A 19,240-nucleotide genomic window follows, 5' to 3' on the forward strand; every position below is an offset into this window, starting at 1 on the left:
GGGTTCTGGCCCCGACGCCGCGGCGGCGGCCGGGCGGTGTGGGGTGGTCAGGTCAGGTGGTCGAGGGTCGCCTTGAGGACGGCCAGCGGGTCGATGGTGTCCATGCAGCCGCCGACGCCGCCGCAGGCGGCCTGGTGGGCGCACGGCGAGCACGCCAGCGTCGAGCGCAGCGCGGTGACGTTCGGGGCGTGCTTGGGGATGACCTCGGCGCCGTTGGACGGCCCGAGCAGCAGCACGGTGGGCCGGTCGTGGGCGAGCGCGAGGTGGAAGCCGAAGCTGTCGCCGGTCACGACGGCGTCGACGAGGCCCGGCAGCGCGGAGGCTTCTTCCAGGGTGAGCGGCGCGTACGCCACCCGCGTCTCGTCGGCGCCGCGCATCCGCAGGTGCCGCACCAGCGCCTCGCAGGCGGCCCGGTCGGTCGGGCCTCCCAGGACCGCCAGCTGCGCCCCGTGCTCCAGGAGGCCGTCGGAGAGGTCGACCCAGTGCCGCTGGGGCCACAGTTTCGTGACCAGCGACCCGCCGAGGTTCAGGCACACCCGCGGGCCAGTGCGCTGCCCGAGCAGCCCGGCCGCCCGCCGCTGGGCCTCCTGCGGCACCTTCAGGACGTACGGCTCGCCGGCGTAGGTGTACCCGGCGACGGCGAAGTACAGCTCCGTCCAGGTCTGTTCGTTGGTGAGGGTGCGGTAGTCGTTCCAGGTGTTCTGCCGGAAGAACTGCTGCGCGGCCTCGCCCATCGCGTACAGGCCGTGGTGGGGGCCGCCGAAGGCAAGCCCGGCCTTGTGACCGGCGTCGAGCCGGTCGACCAGGGCCGCCGCCGACGGGGTCCGCTCGAAGGAGTACACCGCGTCGAAGCGGCGCGAGGGCAGCTGGGCGGCGGCCTCCCAGTCGTGGACGAGGACCTCGTCCACGTAGGGATTCATCCGCAGGATCGGCGCATTCGCCTCGTCGACGAGCCAGGCGACGTGCGCGTGCGGGTGCTCGTCGCGGATCCGCCTGGGCAGCGGGGAGGCGATGAGCATGTCGCCCAGCAGGCCCAGCATCACGATCAGCACCCGGTGATCGACCGGGTCGTGGTGCGGGCAGCGGTGGCACGGCCGCCAGAACCGGCACGGCATCCCCCCAGCGAAGTGCCGGCAGTCCGGCCGGATCTCGAACGTCTCGATGGTGTGGACGGGCCCGAGGAAGGCACCCTTGGCCGGGATCTGATCGGGGATCACGCGGCACCGCCGATCCCGGCCGCGGCGAGTGCGACGCGCAGCACCTGCTCCTCCGGCCCGGCCTCCGACGCCAGCGCCTCGGCCAGGGCTTGAGTGCGTGCCGCGGCGATGGCCGGGTCCTGGCCGTCGCGCAGCACTGCGGTGAACACCTCGGCCAGCTCGTCGATGCCGTCCTCGCGCATCCCGGCCCAGGTGACCTCCTGCACTCCCAGGCGCAGCCCGGCCGGCGCAGTGATGTGCGGCAGCGGGATCGCGTTGACGACGATCCCGGCCTCGAACAGGCGACGGGACGCCTGCTCGGCGTCCATGAGCGGCGCGATGTCGATCCACAGCTGGTGGCAGTCGGTGAACCCGGCCCTCTCCCCGGACACCGTGAACCCGCGCCCGGCCAGCGCCGCGCCCAGCCGACGGGCGTTCGCGACGGTGGCATGCGCGTACGCGGGGCCGCGGTCGTCCATCTCGGCGGCGGCCACGGCCAGGGCGACGACGTCGGCCGGGTGCTGGTGGGAGACGAAGTGCGAGGCGTGCTCGTCCAGCCGGGCCGCGAGGCCAGCGTCGTTGGTGGCCAGCAGGCCCTTGTGCGGGCCGGGGTAGGTCTTGTGGGTGGAGCCGCCAAGGCTGTCGGCGCCCTCGACGAGCGGCTGTTGCCAGGCGCCGCCGGCGATCAGGCCCAGGGTATGCGAGGCGTCGTAGTGGATCACCGTCTCGGGTCCGACGATCTCCCGCAGGCCCGACAGGTCCACGGGGAACAGGCACATGAACGCGTCCAGGTACACCAGCTCCGGCCGCGGCCCGGTGCCGAGCGCACGGTCGACGGCGTCGAGGTCGAGGGTGCAGGTCGCCGGGTCGACGGGGAGGTCCTTCATCTGCAGGCCCAGGCGGGTACCGATGAAGCGGGTCGAGCCGTGCCCACCGTCGCGCTCCGCCAGGTTGAATGCCTTGGTCCCCGGTTTCGCCAGCGCCGAGAGCGCCACGGTCAATGCGGACACCCCGGAGACGGGCTTGAGGTTCAGGAACTCGGCGCCCAGCTGGGCGCCGAGCCGTGCGGCCGCGGCCTGCTCGACGTCGATGAGGTCCTGGCGGCCCGGCCACGCCCAGTTCTCGCTCCCGTCCTTCGGCCCGGGGAAGGCGTAGCGGACGGCGGCGTCCATCAGGTGCGGGAGGCGGGCGGCGAGCGACAGCCGGTTCTCGCTGGGCACCAGGTGCAGCTGGTGGCGGCCGGCCGCGTGGTGAGCGGCCGCCTGGCTGAGGGCGGCGAGGGCGTCGGGCGGGGTGCGGGTCATGAAGCGGACTCCAGGGCGAACGGCAGGGGGTCGGTGGGGGCCTTGGCGGGGCGGAAGCTGATTCGGGCCGGGGGGCCGGCGGGCAGACGCGGAAGTCCCCGCTGCAGGGTGGCGGCCATGACGGCCAGGGCCATCAGCTCGGCGAGCGGCCGGCCCAGGCACGCGTGCGCGCCCCCGCCGAACGCCCACAGCCGCGAGGCGCTGGCCTGCCCGGCCAGGAACCGGCCCGGCCGGAACTGCCGGGGACGCGGGAATGCCTCGGGATCGAAGTGCCCGGCCGACGGGGAGTAGGCCACCCGTGTGCCCTCCTCGATCCGGTGGCCAGCCAGCGTGAGAGGGCAGACCGCCTCCCGCATCGACAGCAGGTTCGGCGCGTGCAGGCGCAGGCTCTCGGCGCGCACCGACCGGAGCACCGGCAGCCCGTCGCGCGCCACAAGCCGGTCCGGATCAGCCGCAGTCGTGCGGGCCTCGGCCGCCGCGAGCTCGGCGTGCTCGCGGTTGCCGGCCAGCTCCACCAGGCACCAGGTGAGCAGGCTCGCCGTCGTCTCCCGCGCAGCGATCAGCAGCGCCAGCAGATGGTCCTCCAGCGGCCCCGCCTCGGCCGGGGCGCCCGCGAACGCCGCCACCAAGCCGGCAAGCGCCGACCCGCCCGTCGCGTCCCCGGCGGTCTGGGCGGCCCGTCGGGCGAACAGGGCGTGCAGGCCCCGGCGGGCCGACCGGCCGGCCCAGTACCGGCGGTCCGCGTACCGGGCCGGGCCCGGCGGCGCACCGGTCGCCGCGACGAACTCCTCGAAGGCGGCGGCGAACTGTGCCGCGTCCACCTCCCCGGGGGTGATGCCGAGCAGCACACGGGCGCTCATCGCACTGGTGAGCTCGCGCACCTGCCCGTGCAGATCCTCGGTGCCGTGCCGTGCCCACCGGTCGGTGGCCGGGCCGACCACGTCCAGCAGGGACGGCACGTAGCCGGGCAGCGCCCGGCCGGACAGCGCCGGGCGCAGTCGGCGGCGAGCCTCGCCGTGGCCGTCCGCGGTGAGGTTGAACAGGGCGCGACCGAACAGGTCGTGGACCAGCGGGGTGTTGAGCACGTCCAGGCGGCCGCGCTCGGCCGCGAACAGCTCGCCTAGCCCCGCCCAGGTGCCGACCAGCACGGTGTCCACGCCGTCGACGGGCATGCGGAAGACCGGACCATGCCGGCGATGCCCCTCGTCCAGCACGCCGAGCGGATCGGCGGCGAAGCCGTCCGCCGGATGCCGCGGGAGTACGGCCGCGGGGGTAAGTGCGGCGTGCTGGTCAGACACCGGCGCGCTCCAAGGCGTTGAGCTGCCGCCCCGCGCGAGCCGTGATGGCGGCGTGGTCGAGGGCGGTCACCTTCAGCGGCGGCCGGCAGGAGCAGTCCGCGGGCAGGTCGCCGGCATCGCCGCTCTCCCCGAACCGCATCAGCGCGTCGACCACCGTGTCGGCGCAGGCCGGGCACGCGTCGGGGAAGACCGACTCGAAGTCGCTGCCGCGCAGGTTCACGCACGCCACACGCACCGCGAGCCGCTCGTGGACCAGACGCACCGCCTCCACCACCGTCCACAGGTTCGGCGGCGTGTACTGGCCGGCCTGCCACAGCTCCCAGGCCACCGTGTGGCGCGAGACCCGCGTGGGGCACAGCGTCATCCCGCGCACGCCGAGCCCGGTCAGGTAGTCCACCGACTTCACGACGTCGGTCACCGCCTCGCCCTCGCTCAGGAACGGCGGCTTGATCATCAGGTAGATCTTCGGGTCGACCCCGAGGCCGGCCATCACCGACAGGGCCCGCTCGAAGGACTTCTGGGAGATGCGGGTGTTCACCAGCGTCTCGCGCACCAGCTCGTCGGCGGACTGCAGGCCGATCCCGATCTCCAGCCGCACCCCGCCGAGCGCCTCCACAAACGGTGCCAGCACCGGCTCGGTCACGAACTGCGGCAGCGACTCGACCACGAGGTGCCTGACCCCGGCCGCCGCGACCAGGCGGGCGATCTCCACCTGAACGTCGCGGGGGATCTCCTTCGGCGCGAAGAAGCTCCCGTCGTTGTAGAGGGAGAGGACCTCGTACGCGGGCTCGCCCTCCGTCCGGGTCAGCGTGCGCCGCACCTGGTCCAGCAGGCTCTCGCTCGAGGAGCCGTCGTCGAGGCCGTAGTTGTTGTAGTTGGTGAAGGGGCACATCGTGCACGTCGGCACGCTGCACCCGCCCGACATGACGATGACCTTCTTGCGGCCCACCAGCTCGCCGCCGGGTAGCCGGATCTTGTCGTAGTCGGTGAACCGCGGCTCGGCCGGCTTGATCTGGGTTCCGGAAGTGCGCAGTCGCAGGGATAAGTCACCGATCCGTCTTCGCAGATCGGTCACCCGCACCTCAGTCCCGGGAGCGTGCTCGGGCATGGAAGTCCCTCGTTCCCCGGTCGGTCGTCCGGGCGTGCGCGCGGACCGGAAGCGCCGCACAGCCATCACGGGCCCTTAAGGAGACCGGGAGTTGCCGGGCACGGGAAGGCCGCCCGCACATCTCCAGCCCCATCAAGAGCAGACACTAACCGTAGCGAGGTGATCACGTTTAGGGTTCACCACGGTGAACCCTCGGCTCCCTGCGCATCTCTCGTCGCGGTTGGCCGGTGCGGGTCAGGTCGGCACGCCGATCCGGTGAGACAGACCGCGCAGGTCACGACGGGTGTGGGAGGGCATCGGTCGGCCCAGGCGGTAGGTGACACATTCCCGCGCGAGCGGGTCCGCCCGTAGACGCTGTGGTGCAACCCTCTCAGCCAGCAGCAGTTCGCGGGTGGCGTCCGGCTCCCGGCCGCGAAGGTGCGCCAGGGCCTTGCCCAGGTCGGCGTGGTAGGCCATGCGGCGGCCCGGGGCAGTGATCATCTCGGGGTTCAGCGCGTCCCCGGCATGCACGGCAGCGCTGTGCCGGCCCAGGGCGGCGTTGAGGCTGACACGGTGGATGCCGACGTTGGTGAGCCCGAAATTCAAGTGCCAGTCCCAGGTCTCGCCGGTGAACTGGGCGAGCCGCTTGGCCTCGGTGAGGTGGGTCTCGACATCGAGGCGTCGCACCTCGCCCGCGCGGGCCTTGTCGCGGGCGATGGCAGTGGCCGAGATCAGGTGGAGCTCGCCCAGTAGCGCATGTAGGGCGCGTGCGCCCCCGCGTTGACGCTCCAGCACCGAAATGGCGGTCGCCGTGTGCGCGAGGGCCTGCTCCGGGCTGCCGGCCGCCAGCAGCACGTGCGCGGTGAAGAAGTCCGACAGGGCCGAGTACTGCGAGTCCTCCAGCTCGGCAATCACCTCGGCGGCGCGCGTGACCGCGACGTAGGCCAGGTCGGGGTACCCCAGGTACTTCAGCAGCAGCACGCACGCCGGATGGTAGGTGCCGGCCAGCAACCGCAGCATCCGGCGCCGCGCGTGGCCCCCTGCCGGGCGTCGGCCGCGGCTCGTAAATCCGACAGCAGCGCGGGTAGTTCGGTGGCGAGCGTGCCGTACTCGGAGGCGTGGTAGAGGTTGTTGGCCCGCGCGACCCGGGCCGTCAGGAGCTGGAGCCGAGCCGCCGGGAGCCGCTCCCCGGACGACGTCGGGGCCGGCAGCCCCATGAGGGCGATCCTGAGCGCGGGGATCATGGCGTGCGCGCCTCCGGTGCTCGGATCCATCGGCGCGACCGGCTGGCCGGTCAGTTCGGCGGGAGAGATACGCAAGACGTCGGCGATCGCGTTGATGAACATCGTGCTGTCGAGCAGCCGCTTGCCGTTCTCGATCATGCTCAGGTAGCCCTGGGAGATTCCGGTCTGCTGCGCCAGGCTCTTCAGGCTCACCGCGCGCTGGTGCCGCAGCGTGCGCAGGCCAGCCCCGATCGTCTTGGCCCGGTGTGACTGCTGCTCATCCATCAACGCCCGCCCCACATGCAGAAGGTCAACAGGCTAGACCGGATCGGCTCGGTACGGACGGGCAGACGGGCATTCCTCGAAGGGACCCGGGTCACTTCATCCCGAGACTGCCCGCCATCCGTGCAAGCACCCGGACACCAGCCGCATCCCGGGCGCGAGCCCGGAGGGCACAGAGAAGTTCACGGGCCAGCGGGTCCAGCCTGACGTACAGCGCAGCTGATTCCTCGGCGGCGGCCAGTCGCTGGATCGCTGGGCCGATCTCCCCGCGTCTGGCCCAGATGCTCGCCACGAGTAGCAGCAGGTCGGCTCGCCGGGCCGACGGCATCGAGGCAGCAGCCGCCTCCAGTTCCAGGACCTGGTCCCAGTCGCCGAACTGCATCGCGCTGCCCGCCCTGGCCACCGTCACTTCAGCTGCCTCAGCCTCGATGGTGACGCGGCCAGCAGCCTCCTCGAGCAGCTGCTCTGCGTGTTGCCGCTGGCCTGCTGCGGCGTGGGCGAATGCGGCCGCGCACAGCAGCCCGACGGACCGCACCGTGGCTGCGTGCTGCTCAGCGCGATCGCCGGCGGCGCCGGGCATCCCCATGCTCGTCAGCAGTCGCACCTCCTCGGCCTCTGCGGCCTGGTCACCGATGTCGGTCAGGCGGGTTCGCTGGAGCAGGCTCCACGCCAGGTCCCGGTAGCCCAGGCGGCGCAGCAGACCGGCCGCGGCCACGTAGGCGAGATGCCGCGCTGTCACGGTCTCCTGATGATCTCCGCTGGCGGCTGCCAACTGGTCGGCGAGCTCCAGAAGCGGGGGGATTTGGAGCGCGAGCACGTGCTCATCGCCTGCCGCTTGAGCGTCTCGGGCTTCCTCAACTCCGGACCGCAGTTGGACTTGAGCCTGACAGGGGTCCACTGGCCTGCCGGGGCTGGAGTGGAACACGTGGCGACGCAGTTGCCAGGCGGCGGCACGTACGGCGGCATGCTGCGGGCCGCACGGCGCGTACGGCTGTCCAGTCAGGTCGAGAGGATCGAGGCGCAGGCCGGACGCCAGCGAGCACAGAATGTGATGTTGGTCGACCCAGTCTCGTCCGTCCTCGAGGTCGACGATCAGTTGCTCGGTGAGCCCGGGGCACCGCGCGAGTTCAGCCACCGCGATCCCGCGGCGCGCTCGCCACTCGGCAAGGCGGTGCCCTATCGAGCCGTCGCCCTCGCGGTCTGTCCCCAGCGTCACCGGGGTGCTCGCATAACCATCGGGCTCCGTGCTCGTCCGTGGGGGATGTGCGCCGATCGCGGGTTTGGTCCCTTCAGCGAGCCCACATGGGCTTCGCGGCGACACAGTAATCACAGGATCGCGCCAGAGCGAATACGCCAGGTCGATGGGGCGCTAAGGACCGGCGCTGATGCACGAGACGACCGGGCCCTGCAGCGTGGAGCGCGATCACTGAGCGCCTGTCTGGCCAAGGGCACCCGGACAGGGTGCGCCGCCGCCCGGCGGCGCCCCAAACCCGCCGGAGAGGCCGCGGCTGGAGGGTTGCTCGATCGGGTGGGCACGAACTGCGTCATGGTTCTATTGGCCGCCCCGACGCGCTGTGGCGAGCAGCCGCGTTCACGGCACACCGCCGTGTTCCCGACCGAGCGCTGGCCAACTGCGAACCAGGGTCCACAGCTCTGGCGTTCGAGCGAATCGCGGAGGTCATATTCGGATTGCGCAACCGGTTCGCTGAATGCCCGCGACGGTTCAAGCGCCCCGCTGAGGCCACTAGGCTTCAGGCGTGACTGATGCCCTGGCTCTCGACGAACCTTTGCGGCGTGCCCTGCTCGCCTACGACGCTCGGGCCCTGCATGCCGGCGGCGAGGCCGCTGTGTACGCCACGAAGTACCTGAGGGAGGTGGCTGCAGACGTCCTTGAGGCGATGGGTGCCTGCGGCGACCTGGTGAAGCGTGAGTTCGCGGCAGAGTCGTACCGGTGCCTGAGCGCGGCGGCCGAGAATCCGCTTGGTCAGTCGTGCCGTGAGCGGGAGGATCTGTTGAACATCGCGTGCCACGGTCTTGCCGACGCTCTCCTCGTCGGCCCGCAGGGGCGAGCCGACGAGGAGAAGGTGCACGAGCTCCTTGCCGAGCGGTGGACGGCATCGCTGCTGGCCTGGTCGAGGGTCTTCCCCGCCCGCCTGGACACCGTCTCCCCGCCGTGCGTCTGTGGCGCGCTGGGCACCCGTCCGGTCCTGGTGTCTGGGGGGAGTTGAGCGGTGGGCGGTACATTTCCGGGAATTTCGCGGCGCGGCCTGGCGGGCCTGGGTGTCGCGCTGCCCGCCCTCGCCCAGATCCGGATCGCCCTGACCGGCGGCCGCGGCACAGCGAAATTCCACGTGCCGCCCTCAGACCTTCGCCGCTACCACCACGGTGCCTGCCAGCACTCCAAGCCAGCCGACGATGCCGCCACCTACCCCCTGTTCGAGGTTTTCGACCGGGTCTGCAAGAAGTGCACCATCGTCCTGCCGCCCACCCTCGACGCGCTGTGGCGGGCGGCAGCGTTCGCGGCGCACCGCCGCGACGTCCTGGACCGGACGATGACCGACCGCGAGCCGCGGACCTGGCTTGGCTACGCCCGCAACGCCGCCCGCCACGAGCCCGGCGACGATATGCAGGTCACGCAGTGGCTGGAGCATGCCCGCGCCGACGCCACCCTCGCCGATGACGCCGATACCCTCGCCGATGCCTGGCACCGGCTGGTGGCCGACCACCGGGCCTTCCTTGATGTGTATGCCGCCGACTGCCCGGAAGTCGAGGCGTATAACGGGGCTCGGGACGCAGTGCGCCACTCGGCTGACTCTCCGCAGCGCCGGGCCCTGGACGAGGTGAACGCGGCAGTCGGCAAGGTTTCCCGCACGCAAGAACGGTTGTACGGGCCGCCGCCGGAGCTGGATGTCGGAGCGCTGGTATGTGGGGTGTGGTCAGCTGCGCGCTCACGCGGTCGGTCCGCGGATCAGGCCGCCGAATTGGCCCGTGCGGCGGCGGGTTCGGAGCTGGCCGGTGCCCGGGTCGTCGATGTCACCCGCCTGCCCTCACCGCCGCGTACCACCGGCAGTGAGCACACGACGCCCTCCTCCTGGGCGGATCACGAGCTGGCGTTGTGGTGGCGGGACGCGGTTGCGGAGATGTGCACCCGACTGGAGAAGGACTTCAAAGCCGAGTCTGCCGATGCTGCGGCGCGTCTGCTCCTGGTACGGGACTGGCCGTTGACCGGCACCCGAGATGCGCAGGTGGCCTACCTGGCCGCCTCTCCCGTCCTGGGCCCGGTGGTCCCTCACGGGTACCGCGATGTCGGCGACTACGTGTCGTGGAGCGGCGGGGACACCGCCGGTCCCTCCTTCAGCGCGGTCGTGGGTGCCCCGGCCCATCTGGTGGCCAAGCTGGAGAAGGAGCAAGCCGCCCAACCTGGGTACCACGAGCCGCGGTTCACCGCCGGCGGGCCGGTCACGGGCGGCACGACGGACCTGGAGAGGGCCCTGGAACTACTACGCGCCGCCTTCCCGCTGCTGCCCGGCGATGGCGAGGGCGAGGCGACCGTCCCGGCGGCAGCCGTGGCCGAGCAGCGCAGCGCCCGCCAGGCCGCCAGCGGTCTGCGCCTGGCCGGCGAGGAGGAGCGGCTCCACCGGCTCGCGGACTCGCTGCGCGACGGGTACGGCTGCTGGGTGCCTGACGAGCCCGAGGAATTGGAGCTGCTGGAGAGGCTAGTGTCCTGGCTGCGCTGGAGCGCCCTGCGCGTCGATGTGCTGTGTGGCGCAACCGGCGCAGCCGGGCATTGGGCCAGCGTGTTCGGCACGATGGAATCCGTCACAGAGGCTGGCCTGGGCTTCAGCCCAGGCGGGCGGCACCGCGCCCTGCGCATCCCCTGGCAGCGGATCGTTGCCCTCACCGGCGCCCCGCACTGGGATCGCGGGCACCGCGCCCCTGCGCTCTGGCAACCCTACGACCCCATCGCCGCACCGCCCCCGCCCTCGGCCGGGCCCGCCAAGGCGAGGACAGTCGGTCTACACGCAGTGCCGACACCGGACAATGCCGGATGAGCGCGGCCTCGCGCCGGACTGCGGAGCCGGTACCCGTGGTGCAAAGTGGCGCGGGGGGCGTGGACCGCGACCACATGATCGTTGTCCGCCGCCTCGAAGATGACTGGGAACTCGCAGTCTACGTAGCGAAGGCTGCTTCCGGAGTCGTGTGCGGCAATACAGCGGACCGGAAGGCATTCCGACGCAGAGAGTCCGCGTATGGGGGGGGCGGCGAGGCATGGCCAAGGCGCTTCCGCACCCCGTCGAGGAGCGGCTCACGCGCGCTCCGGGCCGGCGCTGCGCCGCGATGCGGGTGCGGGGGAACAAGGGGATCGCAGCGAGCATGAGTGGTCGCACCGTCTGGGCAGCCGGGCTCCCAGAGGCCAGGCCCAGCGGCAGATGGAGGGTGGGGCGCGAGCGTACGGTGGGCGGGGTTCGGCACGCAGCGGAGACGGTGGCAAGAACATGCAGGAACAGGTCCTGCGGGCGGCAGGACGGCAGGCACCGCCAGGTCCGCCACCGAGGTTGAGGTAGCGCCTGGCGGGCCGCACAGCAGGCCGAGCAGACAAGCCCGGCGTGCTGTGATCAGTAGCGGTGGGCGTCCTTGGCGTCGGCCATTTGAACCAGCATGCAGGTCTTGTCTTCGATCTTGACGCCCTCGTGGACGCCGACAACCACCCACTCCGAGCCTCGCGGCATGAGGCGCTCACGCTCCTCGTTCTCGAACACTGATATGTCCGCTACTGCTGCTCCTCGACGGGTGACTGACTCGAAGACCACGCCGCAGTCCGCGAACCCTGAGCCCTCCGAGGTGGACCACATTGTGTCGGTGAAGCCGGCTGCGACGGAGGGGCAATGCGACACGGACATGTAGGAGTCGTCACGGTAGCGGGAACCGACCGCGAAGTTTTCCCGCACCCACGACGCCACCCGCTGATCTTTGCGGACCTCAACCGGAGGCGTGAAGCCCCTGAAGACGTGATGGGGTGTTTGTGACACCCCTGCAGAGGCAATCGCGGAGTCCAAGTGCCCGGTGACTTCACGCATTGGCTTCGAGCCATAGCCCATGCTCTCGTCCAGGCTCCGTCCCTCGTACAGATGCTTGTTGATCGTGCTGTAGGCCGAGCCTGTGTAGGACTCCACCCACTTGCGCTGATCCGAGTTGAGGCCCGAGACCCACTTCTCTGACTCCGGGAACAGGCGTCCGGCCTGGTCACCAGGCAACGTCTCCCGACTCGTGCCGTCTGATAGCCCGTGCCGCTCCCAGGGCTTGGCGGGGCGGCGGGAAGCTGCAGCACGGATGATCTGCTCGGCGTGGTCGGCGGGGACCTGGTCGTAGATGACCTGTCCGTTCTCCACCCGGTATGGCCAGGGTGAGTCCGCCAGCGCCTGGTAGCGGTCGCGGTCGAGGCGGTGGAAGACGACTCGTGCGTGCGGGGGGTCGTCCTCCGCGCCCGGGTAGACCGTAGCCGCGGCGCCGAAACCCTTGTCGTTCCATGCCGCGGTCTGTCCCCCGTCCTGCCGGGGCGGCATGAGCCGTGCGCGTCCGCCAATGCCTGCGGCGCTGGCGAGAGCTCGTGCCGTGCGCGTTTCCTCAGGCGGAGGTGCTGGGACGGGCGCGTGGAGGAGCGAGGGATCGCTGGAGTCCGGATAGGGGTGTTTCGGCTTCTTGCCCCGGAGCAGCGCGCGGGTCGTCGTCGCGCAGTGTTTGGCGTTGTTCGCGAACATTCGCGCTTTTGCTTCATCGCCAGCTTCAAGGGCCTCCTGGGTCCGTGCTGCCCATTCCTGGGCATTGCTGAAGGCGTCCTCTGCTGGGTGCCCTGCGCCGGCGGCGGCCACTTTCTGTGCGAGTTGCTTCGACGAGGCCCGTTTTGCCGCTCGCATTGCGGGGTGAGAGGACGTACATCGCCTACCGCCCTTTGGAATTGACCTGCACACCTCGTTGCTCCTCTCCCAGTCGCACTCGCCTTCGCGAGGGGAAGCGATCGTGAGTTGGAGCGCTTGTGGACAGAGTCCATCAGAAGAGGGAAGCCTCATTCGCCGCTCTCAGCCTCTGTGTGACTGGACAGCGCAGTTTGCGAATGGACACCGAAGTCTGCGACTCCCCGGCTATCTGCGACCGGACCCCGTGAGCTGGGGTTTCGGACCGTCGTCGGCACCCGACGAGCACATCGTTCGCAAACTGCGGCGACATGAGCGGTGCCACCTGCACGTGCCGCGCCGTGGGCTCGAAAACTACAGCGTCCGGTCACACTCTGGTGGCGGTCGACGGGGCGTGGATGCATCGAACTCTTTGCTGTTACGAGCTGCGAGACTCTTGGGGGAGATGGGTAATTCGGGGCTAAATCCCTTAGCGCGAACAACCTCACGATGTCGTCGTCGAATCGCGCCAGCTGTCCACAGGCTCCTGGGCGCAGGATCGCTGTATGCCGACCACTTCACCTTCGTCCGCGATCAACACCGCGGCCTCCCCCACTGGAAGCGAGCGAGGCGGGGCTCACAACCGCAGGTCGCCCGGCCCACTCGCGGGCTACGGGCGTCCCGGCAATCCGATCTGAGCGATCTCGCCGGACCCCCCGACTGCCCTCGGTGGGCGATAGCACCTGACCATCGACATAAGGAGCAAAAGTGGAGCAAGCCTCGGCAACTGAGCAAACCCCGGTAGAAGTTCTGCTGTCCAGGCTGCGTGAGAAGCAGCATGATCCTTGGCCGGTCTATGACGATATTCGCGCTTTGGGGGATGTCATCCCTTCGCGTTGGGGTCCTGTGGTCACTGGGTACGAGACGTGCCGACAAATACTGCGCTCCCGGGATTGGCGGACGCCCGACCACCAGTGGCGCCGGGCTCGCGGCAACAGGTGGAATCGAGCCGCATCCGAGGAGATTGGTCAGTCCTTGGTCGTCGCCAATGCCCCCGAGCACACGCGCCTACGTCGGGGCTTGGGCCAGATGTTCGGCACTGCCACCCTGCAGAAGCTGCGGCACGTTGCCGAGGAGACCACAGAGCGTCAATTGGACATGCTGGAGTCGCACCTGGTGAAGGGTCCCGCGGACTGGAGGAGCGTGGTCTCCGAGATCGTTCCGGTCACGGCGATCACGAATTGGCTTGGCATCCCTGGGCGTGACGGCGCCAGGTTGCGCGAGTGGACACACGCCCAGTCCGCCGCTCAGGAACTCTTCCCCAGCGGTCAAGAGCTGGACGTCGCCGACGCAGCCACTGCCCGTCTGGAGCTCTTCTTCACCCACCTGATTGCCGACCGCAGAGCGCTGCAGCAGACCGACGTCCTCTCTCAATGGCTCGCCACATGGGACTCTATCGAGTCGGATCAGGAGCAGGCAGATGCCACCGTTCGCCGCCTGGCCGCCACCATCACCGCCGCGGGCATCGAGACGACCGTCACCGTACTCAACAACGTGCCGTGGATCCTTGGCCGCCATCCGGACCAAGCGAAGTGGCTCGCAGACCATCCCGAGTCAATTCCTGGCGTGGTGGAGGAGCTCTTGCGATGGGACCCGCCCGTACACCTCGTAAGCCGGGTGGCTGCAACCGATACGGAGCTCAACGGTTACTCGATCCAGGCCGGCGAGATGGCCTACATTCTCGTCGGCGCCGCTTGCCGCGATCCCAAGTGGATCACCGACGCTGCGACATTTGATATTCAACGTGGACCCGGCCGCGGAGGCCACCTTGCCTTCGGACTCGGTCCTCACTACTGCGCTGGTGCTGCGCTGGCGCGTCTGGAAGCCCAGGTCGTTCTAGAACGACTTCTCGCTCGAGGGCAGCTCCCTCGTGTCGTATCTGCCACCTGGGAGCCACGAGTCGCCTTCCGCCAGCTCAGCGAACTACTGATTGCCCACGAATAGTCCAAGGAGTTGACGTGCCAGTCCCATTGCTCGCTCTCCGGCGCGAGGGCGAAGTTGCGCATATGAGAATGAGCGATCCTCGGCGACACAACGCGCTCGGCGAACGCATGATGGACGAGATGATTGCGTTCTTGGATACCTTGCGTCGCGGGCCCAATCCGCCTCGTGTCTTGGTGCTCTCTGGAGCTGGGCCGGACTTCTGTGTCGGCGGTGATCTGACCGAGTTCGATGATCTGATTCGCCAAGATCCCACCGGCAGCGGCGTCGTTCGGTTGAGCCAGAAGGCAGCGCGACTCTTCTCAGAGCTTTCAGCAAGCGAAATGGTGACGATCGCTCAAGTACACGGGCGTTGGATCGGAGCCGGCATCGCTCTTGCCTCGGCGTGCCATCTACGCGTGGCAAGCGAGGACAGTCTCGGCTCACTTCCAGAGCTGGCGTTGCGGCTGCCCATGGCGTGGGGCGGTGCTATGCACCAACTCGTCGCCGAAATTGGCCAGTCGAGGGTGCGCCAGCTCATGCTGACCAGGGAGAGCATTACCGGTGAAATGGCGCTCCAGATGGGAATCGTCCATCGCATAACGCCCGTTGACGGACTTGACGAAGCCGTCGCGCGGTGGACCGATAGGATTCTTCGCGGCGACAGGCAGGCGACAACCACCAGCCTTGAGCTGCTGCGGAAGCCCGTTGGGGTGGGCATCGACGCCGTTCTGATGGCCGCGGCGCTTTCGGCTCGCCAGCAGGCCGGGGTCCGGGGCTCGCTTGAAGAGGGGGCGTCGTGATGGTCTGTATCGCGGCAACGGGCAGGTGACATCAGCTGCGCGCGGTGGCGAGCGTGTGCGACTGCGGTGGCCATCCAGGTCGCTGGTGAGATGGGCGGGCCGGTTGAGCCGCTGGAGACGGTCAATCGCGCCGCTTTTGCCATCGGTAGCGTCTACGGTCCAATGCAAGAACTGTCATCGTTTCGATGGAGAGCGCCTTGGCTGACCTGCGTTCCATAGATCCCCTTCTGTCCGTCGACGTCGCGTGGGAGGGTGGCTCGCGGATCTATGTTCGGTGTGAACGCGAGGGCCCGCTCGGTGTCGAACTGCGCAGGGCCGACGCCTGCTGGGAACAAGAGCCTGGAGTACTTTCGGTGCACTCGAGTAAGCGACAGCAGGTGCTGGAACTGCTGAGGGCGGATAGCGCGCGGGCCGACGACATCAAGGCACTCGGGCTGTGGGTCTCCGTTCCCTACGATGCTGTGGAAATCCATCGGCGGGCAGCACAGCTGGGTGCGGTTTACGACAGCCGGCTCAAGCAGTGGGCGCACCCCGATGAGCGAGCACGGAGAGACGTCCAGCGGCAGGTGCAAGTCTGGAGTCGGGCTCGGGCCGAAGCGCTGAGAGCCAACGCAGAGCAGGAGGCCCGTCGGTCAGGTCGCTGAGGCAGTCACGTTTCCACTGGCCGTGGGCCTCTCGACAGTTCGTCAGCGGCTCGCAGCGATGTCGAATGACGTGGACCATGATGGTCTCTTGTCCTTGCGGATCAGCAGCTCGCCGCCTTGGGAGGTCAGGTGTTCTGCCGTGCGGTGAGGAGGGTGTGACCGTAGGCGTGCATCCAGTCTCGGTGTGCCTCGTAGCGGGGGTTGGCGGGTGGGATCGGCCATATGGCCCGCCAACGCGCGCTGCGGCCGTTGGGGGCGCGTACCTGGGCCAGGCGGTCGTGATCCGCGCCATTGCCGGCTCGCCAATGTTCGAGGACCACGAGGTTCCCCGGGATGTGGCGGCTGAGCTTGGCGGTTATCTCCTCGGCGGCGTTTGTGATGGTGACGCCGATTCCGGTCTCGGTGAGAATCACAAGGTGACCGTCCTCAGCGGTTGGCCAGACCCGGAGCAGCGCCGCTCCTCCCCCGCCAGCGCAGGCCGATGGGTAGGCCCAGAACGGGTCGTCGATGACCGGGTGGCGTGGCATGCGCACGAGCGGCAGCGGCGGGAAAGGGGCGTCAGTTGGTGCGGGCAAGGTGCTCTCCAGGCTCTGGCGGCAGATCTCATCGGGGATCGAGTTGGATGACTGGTTCCGTGTGGTGCTCGTACGGCCGCGCATGCCGACTCAGGTAGCAGAAGCCCCTGGCTCTGTGCGGATGTTGTTGGTCGCATCCGGCTACGCAGGGTCGACCTCAACCCGCATTCTGGCTGTTCATCCTGCCTGGACCGAGTAGCGGATGGCCGCACGTCGTGCCCCGCGGCGGTCCCGCTGCCCCTTCGTGCCGCCCAGGTGCGTGCCGCTAGCGTTGGAGCTGCGCCGCTGCTGTGCCGCTACAGCTCGGAATCGGTTGCCGTTACCGCGGACCTTTCGTGGTGTCACTGGAGTCTCCTAATGGGGTTGCAAAATGGCTCCACCGTGCTCTGCGTCTCGCCGACTCAGCGAGCACGACGACGGCGAAGCTCAAAGGCGTGAGCCCAGTTGGGGTTTCGCTCGATGAGCTTGCGGGCGTAGAGGGCGGTGAAGTTGTTGTTCAGGCCGGGCACGCGGTGAGGGATACGCCAGCGGAGCACTTCGAACAGTGCCTTGACGCCAATGCGCGTCGCCCCGGCGTCGAGGCGCTCGGCTACGAGGCTCTCAAGCGTTTGGTAGATCAAGGGGTGCTGCTCGTCGAAGGCCAGAAACTCCTCGTCGATCGTGCTGGCCTTTCCGCCGGAGTAGGGAACGTCTATTTCCAGCCCGGGCAAGAGTTCCTGCTGTCGGGCGCCTGCTATGGGAGTGAGCATTAGGTTCCTCTCCAAGGTCCGGGCTACGGGGGGTAGGCAGAAGTCGCAGCGCATAGCGGGCGCAACGGGCCTCAGGCCATGAGACGGCCCGACAGGCCCACGAGTCCGGGCTAGTTGGCGAGCCCTGTGCGCCGCAGGTCACCACGATGAGCATGTGGCGATCATGCGCGGGGGCCCCTGTGGATAGGGCGTGACTGCTCGATGCCTCAGGACTGAAGGCAAGCCCGAATCTGCGACACTTAAGATTTTACTTCACGCGGTGTGGGTGTGCAACTCTCACCTGGCGCAGGTTCTCAGCGATGTGCCCAGAACAGGAATGCACAGCGAAAGCCGGGTTGCCGCTATTCGTTACCGAGATCGGCGCCGTGCTGTGTGGCACGGACTTCGTGTGCAACAACCAGCGGCACTGACCCCGGTTATCGCAGTGGAACGGAGATCGCGGTTCTAGATGCACTGTCAGACGTCGGCCCCGCGGCGCAGTCCGAGCCTGGCCCCAGGCCCCCGGAAAGACTGTCTGGGCCCGGTGATCAGATCGTGGCATTTCACTGGCGCGCTACCGGCAATTCAACACTCGAACCTTCAAACCTGTTTCAGGCAGGGTTTGAGCCTCAGTCATCGACAATGCCCACTGAATTCCGAAGCCCTGTGAGGCATGGATCATTTTCAGATAGCAGCGGTAAGGACACCTAGCAGCCCTTGACGCGGCTTGAGCGCTGCGGACGAGGGCCCCTTGTGGCAGTCGCTCCAGGGTCGCGAGGCCCTGCTGGGTCCTGCCTACCAGCAGCTCGCCCAGGCAGCTTTCCAGAATGAGTCAGACGCTCGGGAGACGAGTCATAGACGTACGCCACCTGATCCCGAGGAGCGGCTTGCGTACCTGTCGGCCTGGGGAGACCTCCCGGCGTTGACCACGTCTCGCCCCGTGTCCGTGTGCGGCCTGGTGAGGTGCCGCCCCGCGCACCGAGCGGCCGCGGGTCGAGTTCGACATGCCTAGCAGTGGCCTTGAGGCCGGATGCCGGCACTGCAAGCCGTCTTTGGAGGTCGCACCCTAAGCTCCGCTCGGTACCTGCGCAGGTGTGCGAGGCGGTCATTTCCGGCGTGGCAGGTGATCGGCGAGAGCGATCTCCCTCAGTCCTGCGGGCCAACATCAGGAGATCCGCAACCTGCGCTCCGAATCACGGTGGGTGCATCGCACTGGGATGTTTCATCCAGCCGCGGGCCCTCCCGCGTGGACTCCGCTCGAGTCCGCGCGGGAGGGGCTAGCTCCGTGCTGCTTCAGAGGACGGTGGTGTCAGCTGACGCCGTCCGGAAGGCGGAGCGTTCATGGAAGGCCGGCTATGGCGTGTGCTGCCTATTGGTCTTCCGCCTTTGCCGATTCATCGGCGGCGGTGGCAGTGGGGCGCTTGCCGGCCTGTACTTGCTGCAGGCGCTTCAGGGTGGCGGCAAGCATGTCGTGGGAGTCGGTGCCATCTCCTCCGGAGTCCTCAATCTTGACTTCGATGTTGACGCTGCCCGAGCGCGTGTAGGCGTATGCGCTCCCGGTCTTGTTGTGGACGAGGTAGGTAGATTCCTCGCCGACCTTTTCCTTCACGCCTTGCTTTGTCAGGTCCGGTCGATGGGCCCATGACTGGTAGGCATTCTTCGCGTTTTCGGGGGTGTCGAACTGACAGATGTTGAGGTCCATCATCCGTGATGCGGACGACCCGTTGTAGTAGTAGCTGGTGTCGCCCCCTCTCTTCCACCCTCGTGGGGATTCGCCTTCGGTTCGGCTGCAGTCATCGGCGGTGCCCGGCGAGCCCTTCCCCAGGTCACTGAGTTGGTAGCCGGCCGGGGCGTCCCCACCGGCGGGGATGGCTTGGGTGATCTCCCCCTGACTGAATGACTTTGTCAGGGGTTTATCCCCTTCACCTTGTTCTGCGCTGCCTCCCCCGCTTGTGGAGCAGGAGCTGAGTGCGAGGGCGGCCAACAGGGCTGCTGGGATCGCGATACGACGGTGTGACATGTGAAACAGGCTAACCTTCCGGATCTCAGTAGGAGGGACAGAAGTGACCAAAATTGGGGGTTAGTTGGTGGAACTCCTCAGGCCCCCTTCGGCAGCACTCTGCTGTAGAAGGGGGCCTGCATGGGGCTGGGCCGTCTGCGGGGGCTGGTTTTGCAACCACAGCGAGCCAGATTCGCGCAGTCTGAGTTCGGCCGATGCGCGACCGGAAC

Annotated in this window: 15 protein-coding genes; 4 read left to right on the forward strand and 11 right to left on the reverse strand. The window is 68.7% G+C overall.

Annotated elements, in window-relative coordinates; genetic code table 11:
* Positions 1-47: 47 nt before the first annotated feature.
* The 7 genes from ACF088_RS17825 to ACF088_RS17855 form a co-directional block, all read right to left on the reverse strand.
* Positions 48-1,217 (reverse strand): glycosyltransferase family 9 protein, encoded by a 1,170-nt coding sequence (locus tag ACF088_RS17825; protein ID WP_392376702.1) that lies wholly within the window; start codon positions 1,215-1,217, stop codon positions 48-50.
* Positions 1,214-2,500, reverse strand: coding sequence for a hypothetical protein (locus ACF088_RS17830; RefSeq protein WP_392376703.1), 1,287 nt, complete (start codon positions 2,498-2,500; stop codon positions 1,214-1,216). Before ACF088_RS17830 ends, ACF088_RS17825 begins: the two co-directional genes overlap by 4 nt.
* A complete protein-coding gene (locus tag ACF088_RS17835) occupies positions 2,497-3,798 on the reverse strand; it encodes a cytochrome P450 (RefSeq protein ID WP_392376704.1) in 1,302 nt (433 codons plus the stop codon). The genes ACF088_RS17830 and ACF088_RS17835 overlap by 4 nt, the downstream gene beginning before the upstream one ends.
* On the reverse strand, positions 3,791-4,906 hold the full coding sequence (locus ACF088_RS17840) for a radical SAM protein (RefSeq protein WP_392376705.1): 1,116 nt from the start codon (positions 4,904-4,906) through the stop codon (positions 3,791-3,793). The genes ACF088_RS17835 and ACF088_RS17840 overlap by 8 nt, the downstream gene beginning before the upstream one ends.
* 234 nt (positions 4,907-5,140) lie before the next feature.
* Positions 5,141-5,866: a hypothetical protein gene (locus ACF088_RS17845; RefSeq protein WP_392376706.1), complete on the reverse strand. Its 726-nt coding sequence runs from the start codon at positions 5,864-5,866 to the stop codon at positions 5,141-5,143.
* Positions 5,854-6,393: a helix-turn-helix domain-containing protein gene (locus ACF088_RS17850; RefSeq protein ID WP_392376707.1), complete on the reverse strand. Its 540-nt coding sequence runs from the start codon at positions 6,391-6,393 to the stop codon at positions 5,854-5,856. The genes ACF088_RS17845 and ACF088_RS17850 overlap by 13 nt, the downstream gene beginning before the upstream one ends.
* Before the next feature lie 91 nt (positions 6,394-6,484).
* Positions 6,485-7,525 (reverse strand): DNA-binding protein, encoded by a 1,041-nt coding sequence (locus tag ACF088_RS17855; RefSeq protein WP_392376708.1) that lies wholly within the window; start codon positions 7,523-7,525, stop codon positions 6,485-6,487.
* Between the two features lie 622 nt (positions 7,526-8,147).
* Here ACF088_RS17855 and ACF088_RS17860 point away from each other — a divergent pair.
* Together ACF088_RS17860 and ACF088_RS17865 are read left to right on the forward strand one after the other, a co-directional pair.
* Positions 8,148-8,618, forward strand: coding sequence for a hypothetical protein (locus tag ACF088_RS17860; RefSeq protein ID WP_392376709.1), 471 nt, complete (start codon positions 8,148-8,150; stop codon positions 8,616-8,618).
* 3 nt (positions 8,619-8,621) lie between these two features.
* Positions 8,622-10,442 (forward strand): hypothetical protein, encoded by a 1,821-nt coding sequence (locus ACF088_RS17865; protein ID WP_392376710.1) that lies wholly within the window; start codon positions 8,622-8,624, stop codon positions 10,440-10,442.
* Positions 10,443-11,006: 564 nt separating this feature from the next.
* Here the strand turns inward: ACF088_RS17865 and ACF088_RS17870 are convergent.
* Entirely contained in the window at positions 11,007-12,149 is a 1,143-nt protein-coding gene (locus ACF088_RS17870; protein ID WP_392376711.1) for an ADP-ribosyltransferase, read from the reverse strand.
* Between the two features lie 1,167 nt (positions 12,150-13,316).
* Between ACF088_RS17870 and ACF088_RS17875 the strand changes: the two genes are divergently transcribed.
* Entirely contained in the window at positions 13,317-14,285 is a 969-nt protein-coding gene (locus tag ACF088_RS17875) for a cytochrome P450 (protein ID WP_392376712.1), read from the forward strand.
* Positions 14,286-14,299: 14 nt separating this feature from the next.
* Positions 14,300-15,064, forward strand: coding sequence for an enoyl-CoA hydratase/isomerase family protein (locus ACF088_RS17880; RefSeq protein WP_392376713.1), 765 nt, complete (start codon positions 14,300-14,302; stop codon positions 15,062-15,064).
* A gap of 769 nt (positions 15,065-15,833) precedes the next feature.
* Here the strand turns inward: ACF088_RS17880 and ACF088_RS17885 are convergent.
* The 3 genes from ACF088_RS17885 to ACF088_RS17895 all read right to left on the reverse strand — a co-directional run bounded on the left by ACF088_RS17885 (position 15,834) and on the right by ACF088_RS17895 (position 19,031).
* Positions 15,834-16,121 (reverse strand): hypothetical protein, encoded by a 288-nt coding sequence (locus ACF088_RS17885; RefSeq protein ID WP_392376714.1) that lies wholly within the window; start codon positions 16,119-16,121, stop codon positions 15,834-15,836.
* A 563-nt stretch (positions 16,122-16,684) separates the two neighbouring features.
* The gene (locus ACF088_RS17890; RefSeq protein ID WP_392376715.1) at positions 16,685-17,032 is read right to left on the reverse strand and encodes a hypothetical protein; all 348 of its coding nucleotides are present in this window, start codon (positions 17,030-17,032) and stop codon (positions 16,685-16,687) included.
* A 1,348-nt stretch (positions 17,033-18,380) separates the two neighbouring features.
* On the reverse strand, positions 18,381-19,031 hold the full coding sequence (locus ACF088_RS17895) for a hypothetical protein (protein ID WP_392376716.1): 651 nt from the start codon (positions 19,029-19,031) through the stop codon (positions 18,381-18,383).
* Positions 19,032-19,240 lie beyond the last annotated feature (209 nt).

The sequence above is a fragment of the Streptomyces sp. NPDC015125 genome (assembly GCF_043080045.1).
Classification (GTDB): domain Bacteria; phylum Actinomycetota; class Actinomycetes; order Streptomycetales; family Streptomycetaceae; genus Streptomyces.

Bases quoted from the DNA above. Each gene is read 5' to 3' on its own strand.
- ACF088_RS17895 (WP_392376716.1), bottom strand. From the start codon at position 19,031: ATGTCACACCGTCGTATCGCGATCCCAGCAGCCCTGTTGGCCGCCCTC.
- ACF088_RS17870 (WP_392376711.1), bottom strand. From the start codon at position 12,149: ATGTTCGCGAACAACGCCAAACACTGCGCGACGACGACCCGCGCGCTG.
- ACF088_RS17890 (WP_392376715.1), bottom strand. From the start codon at position 17,032: ATGCTCACTCCCATAGCAGGCGCCCGACAGCAGGAACTCTTGCCCGGG.
- ACF088_RS17850 (WP_392376707.1), bottom strand. From the start codon at position 6,393: ATGGATGAGCAGCAGTCACACCGGGCCAAGACGATCGGGGCTGGCCTG.
- ACF088_RS17830 (WP_392376703.1), bottom strand. From the start codon at position 2,500: ATGACCCGCACCCCGCCCGACGCCCTCGCCGCCCTCAGCCAGGCGGCC.
- ACF088_RS17840 (WP_392376705.1), bottom strand. From the start codon at position 4,906: ATGCCCGAGCACGCTCCCGGGACTGAGGTGCGGGTGACCGATCTGCGA.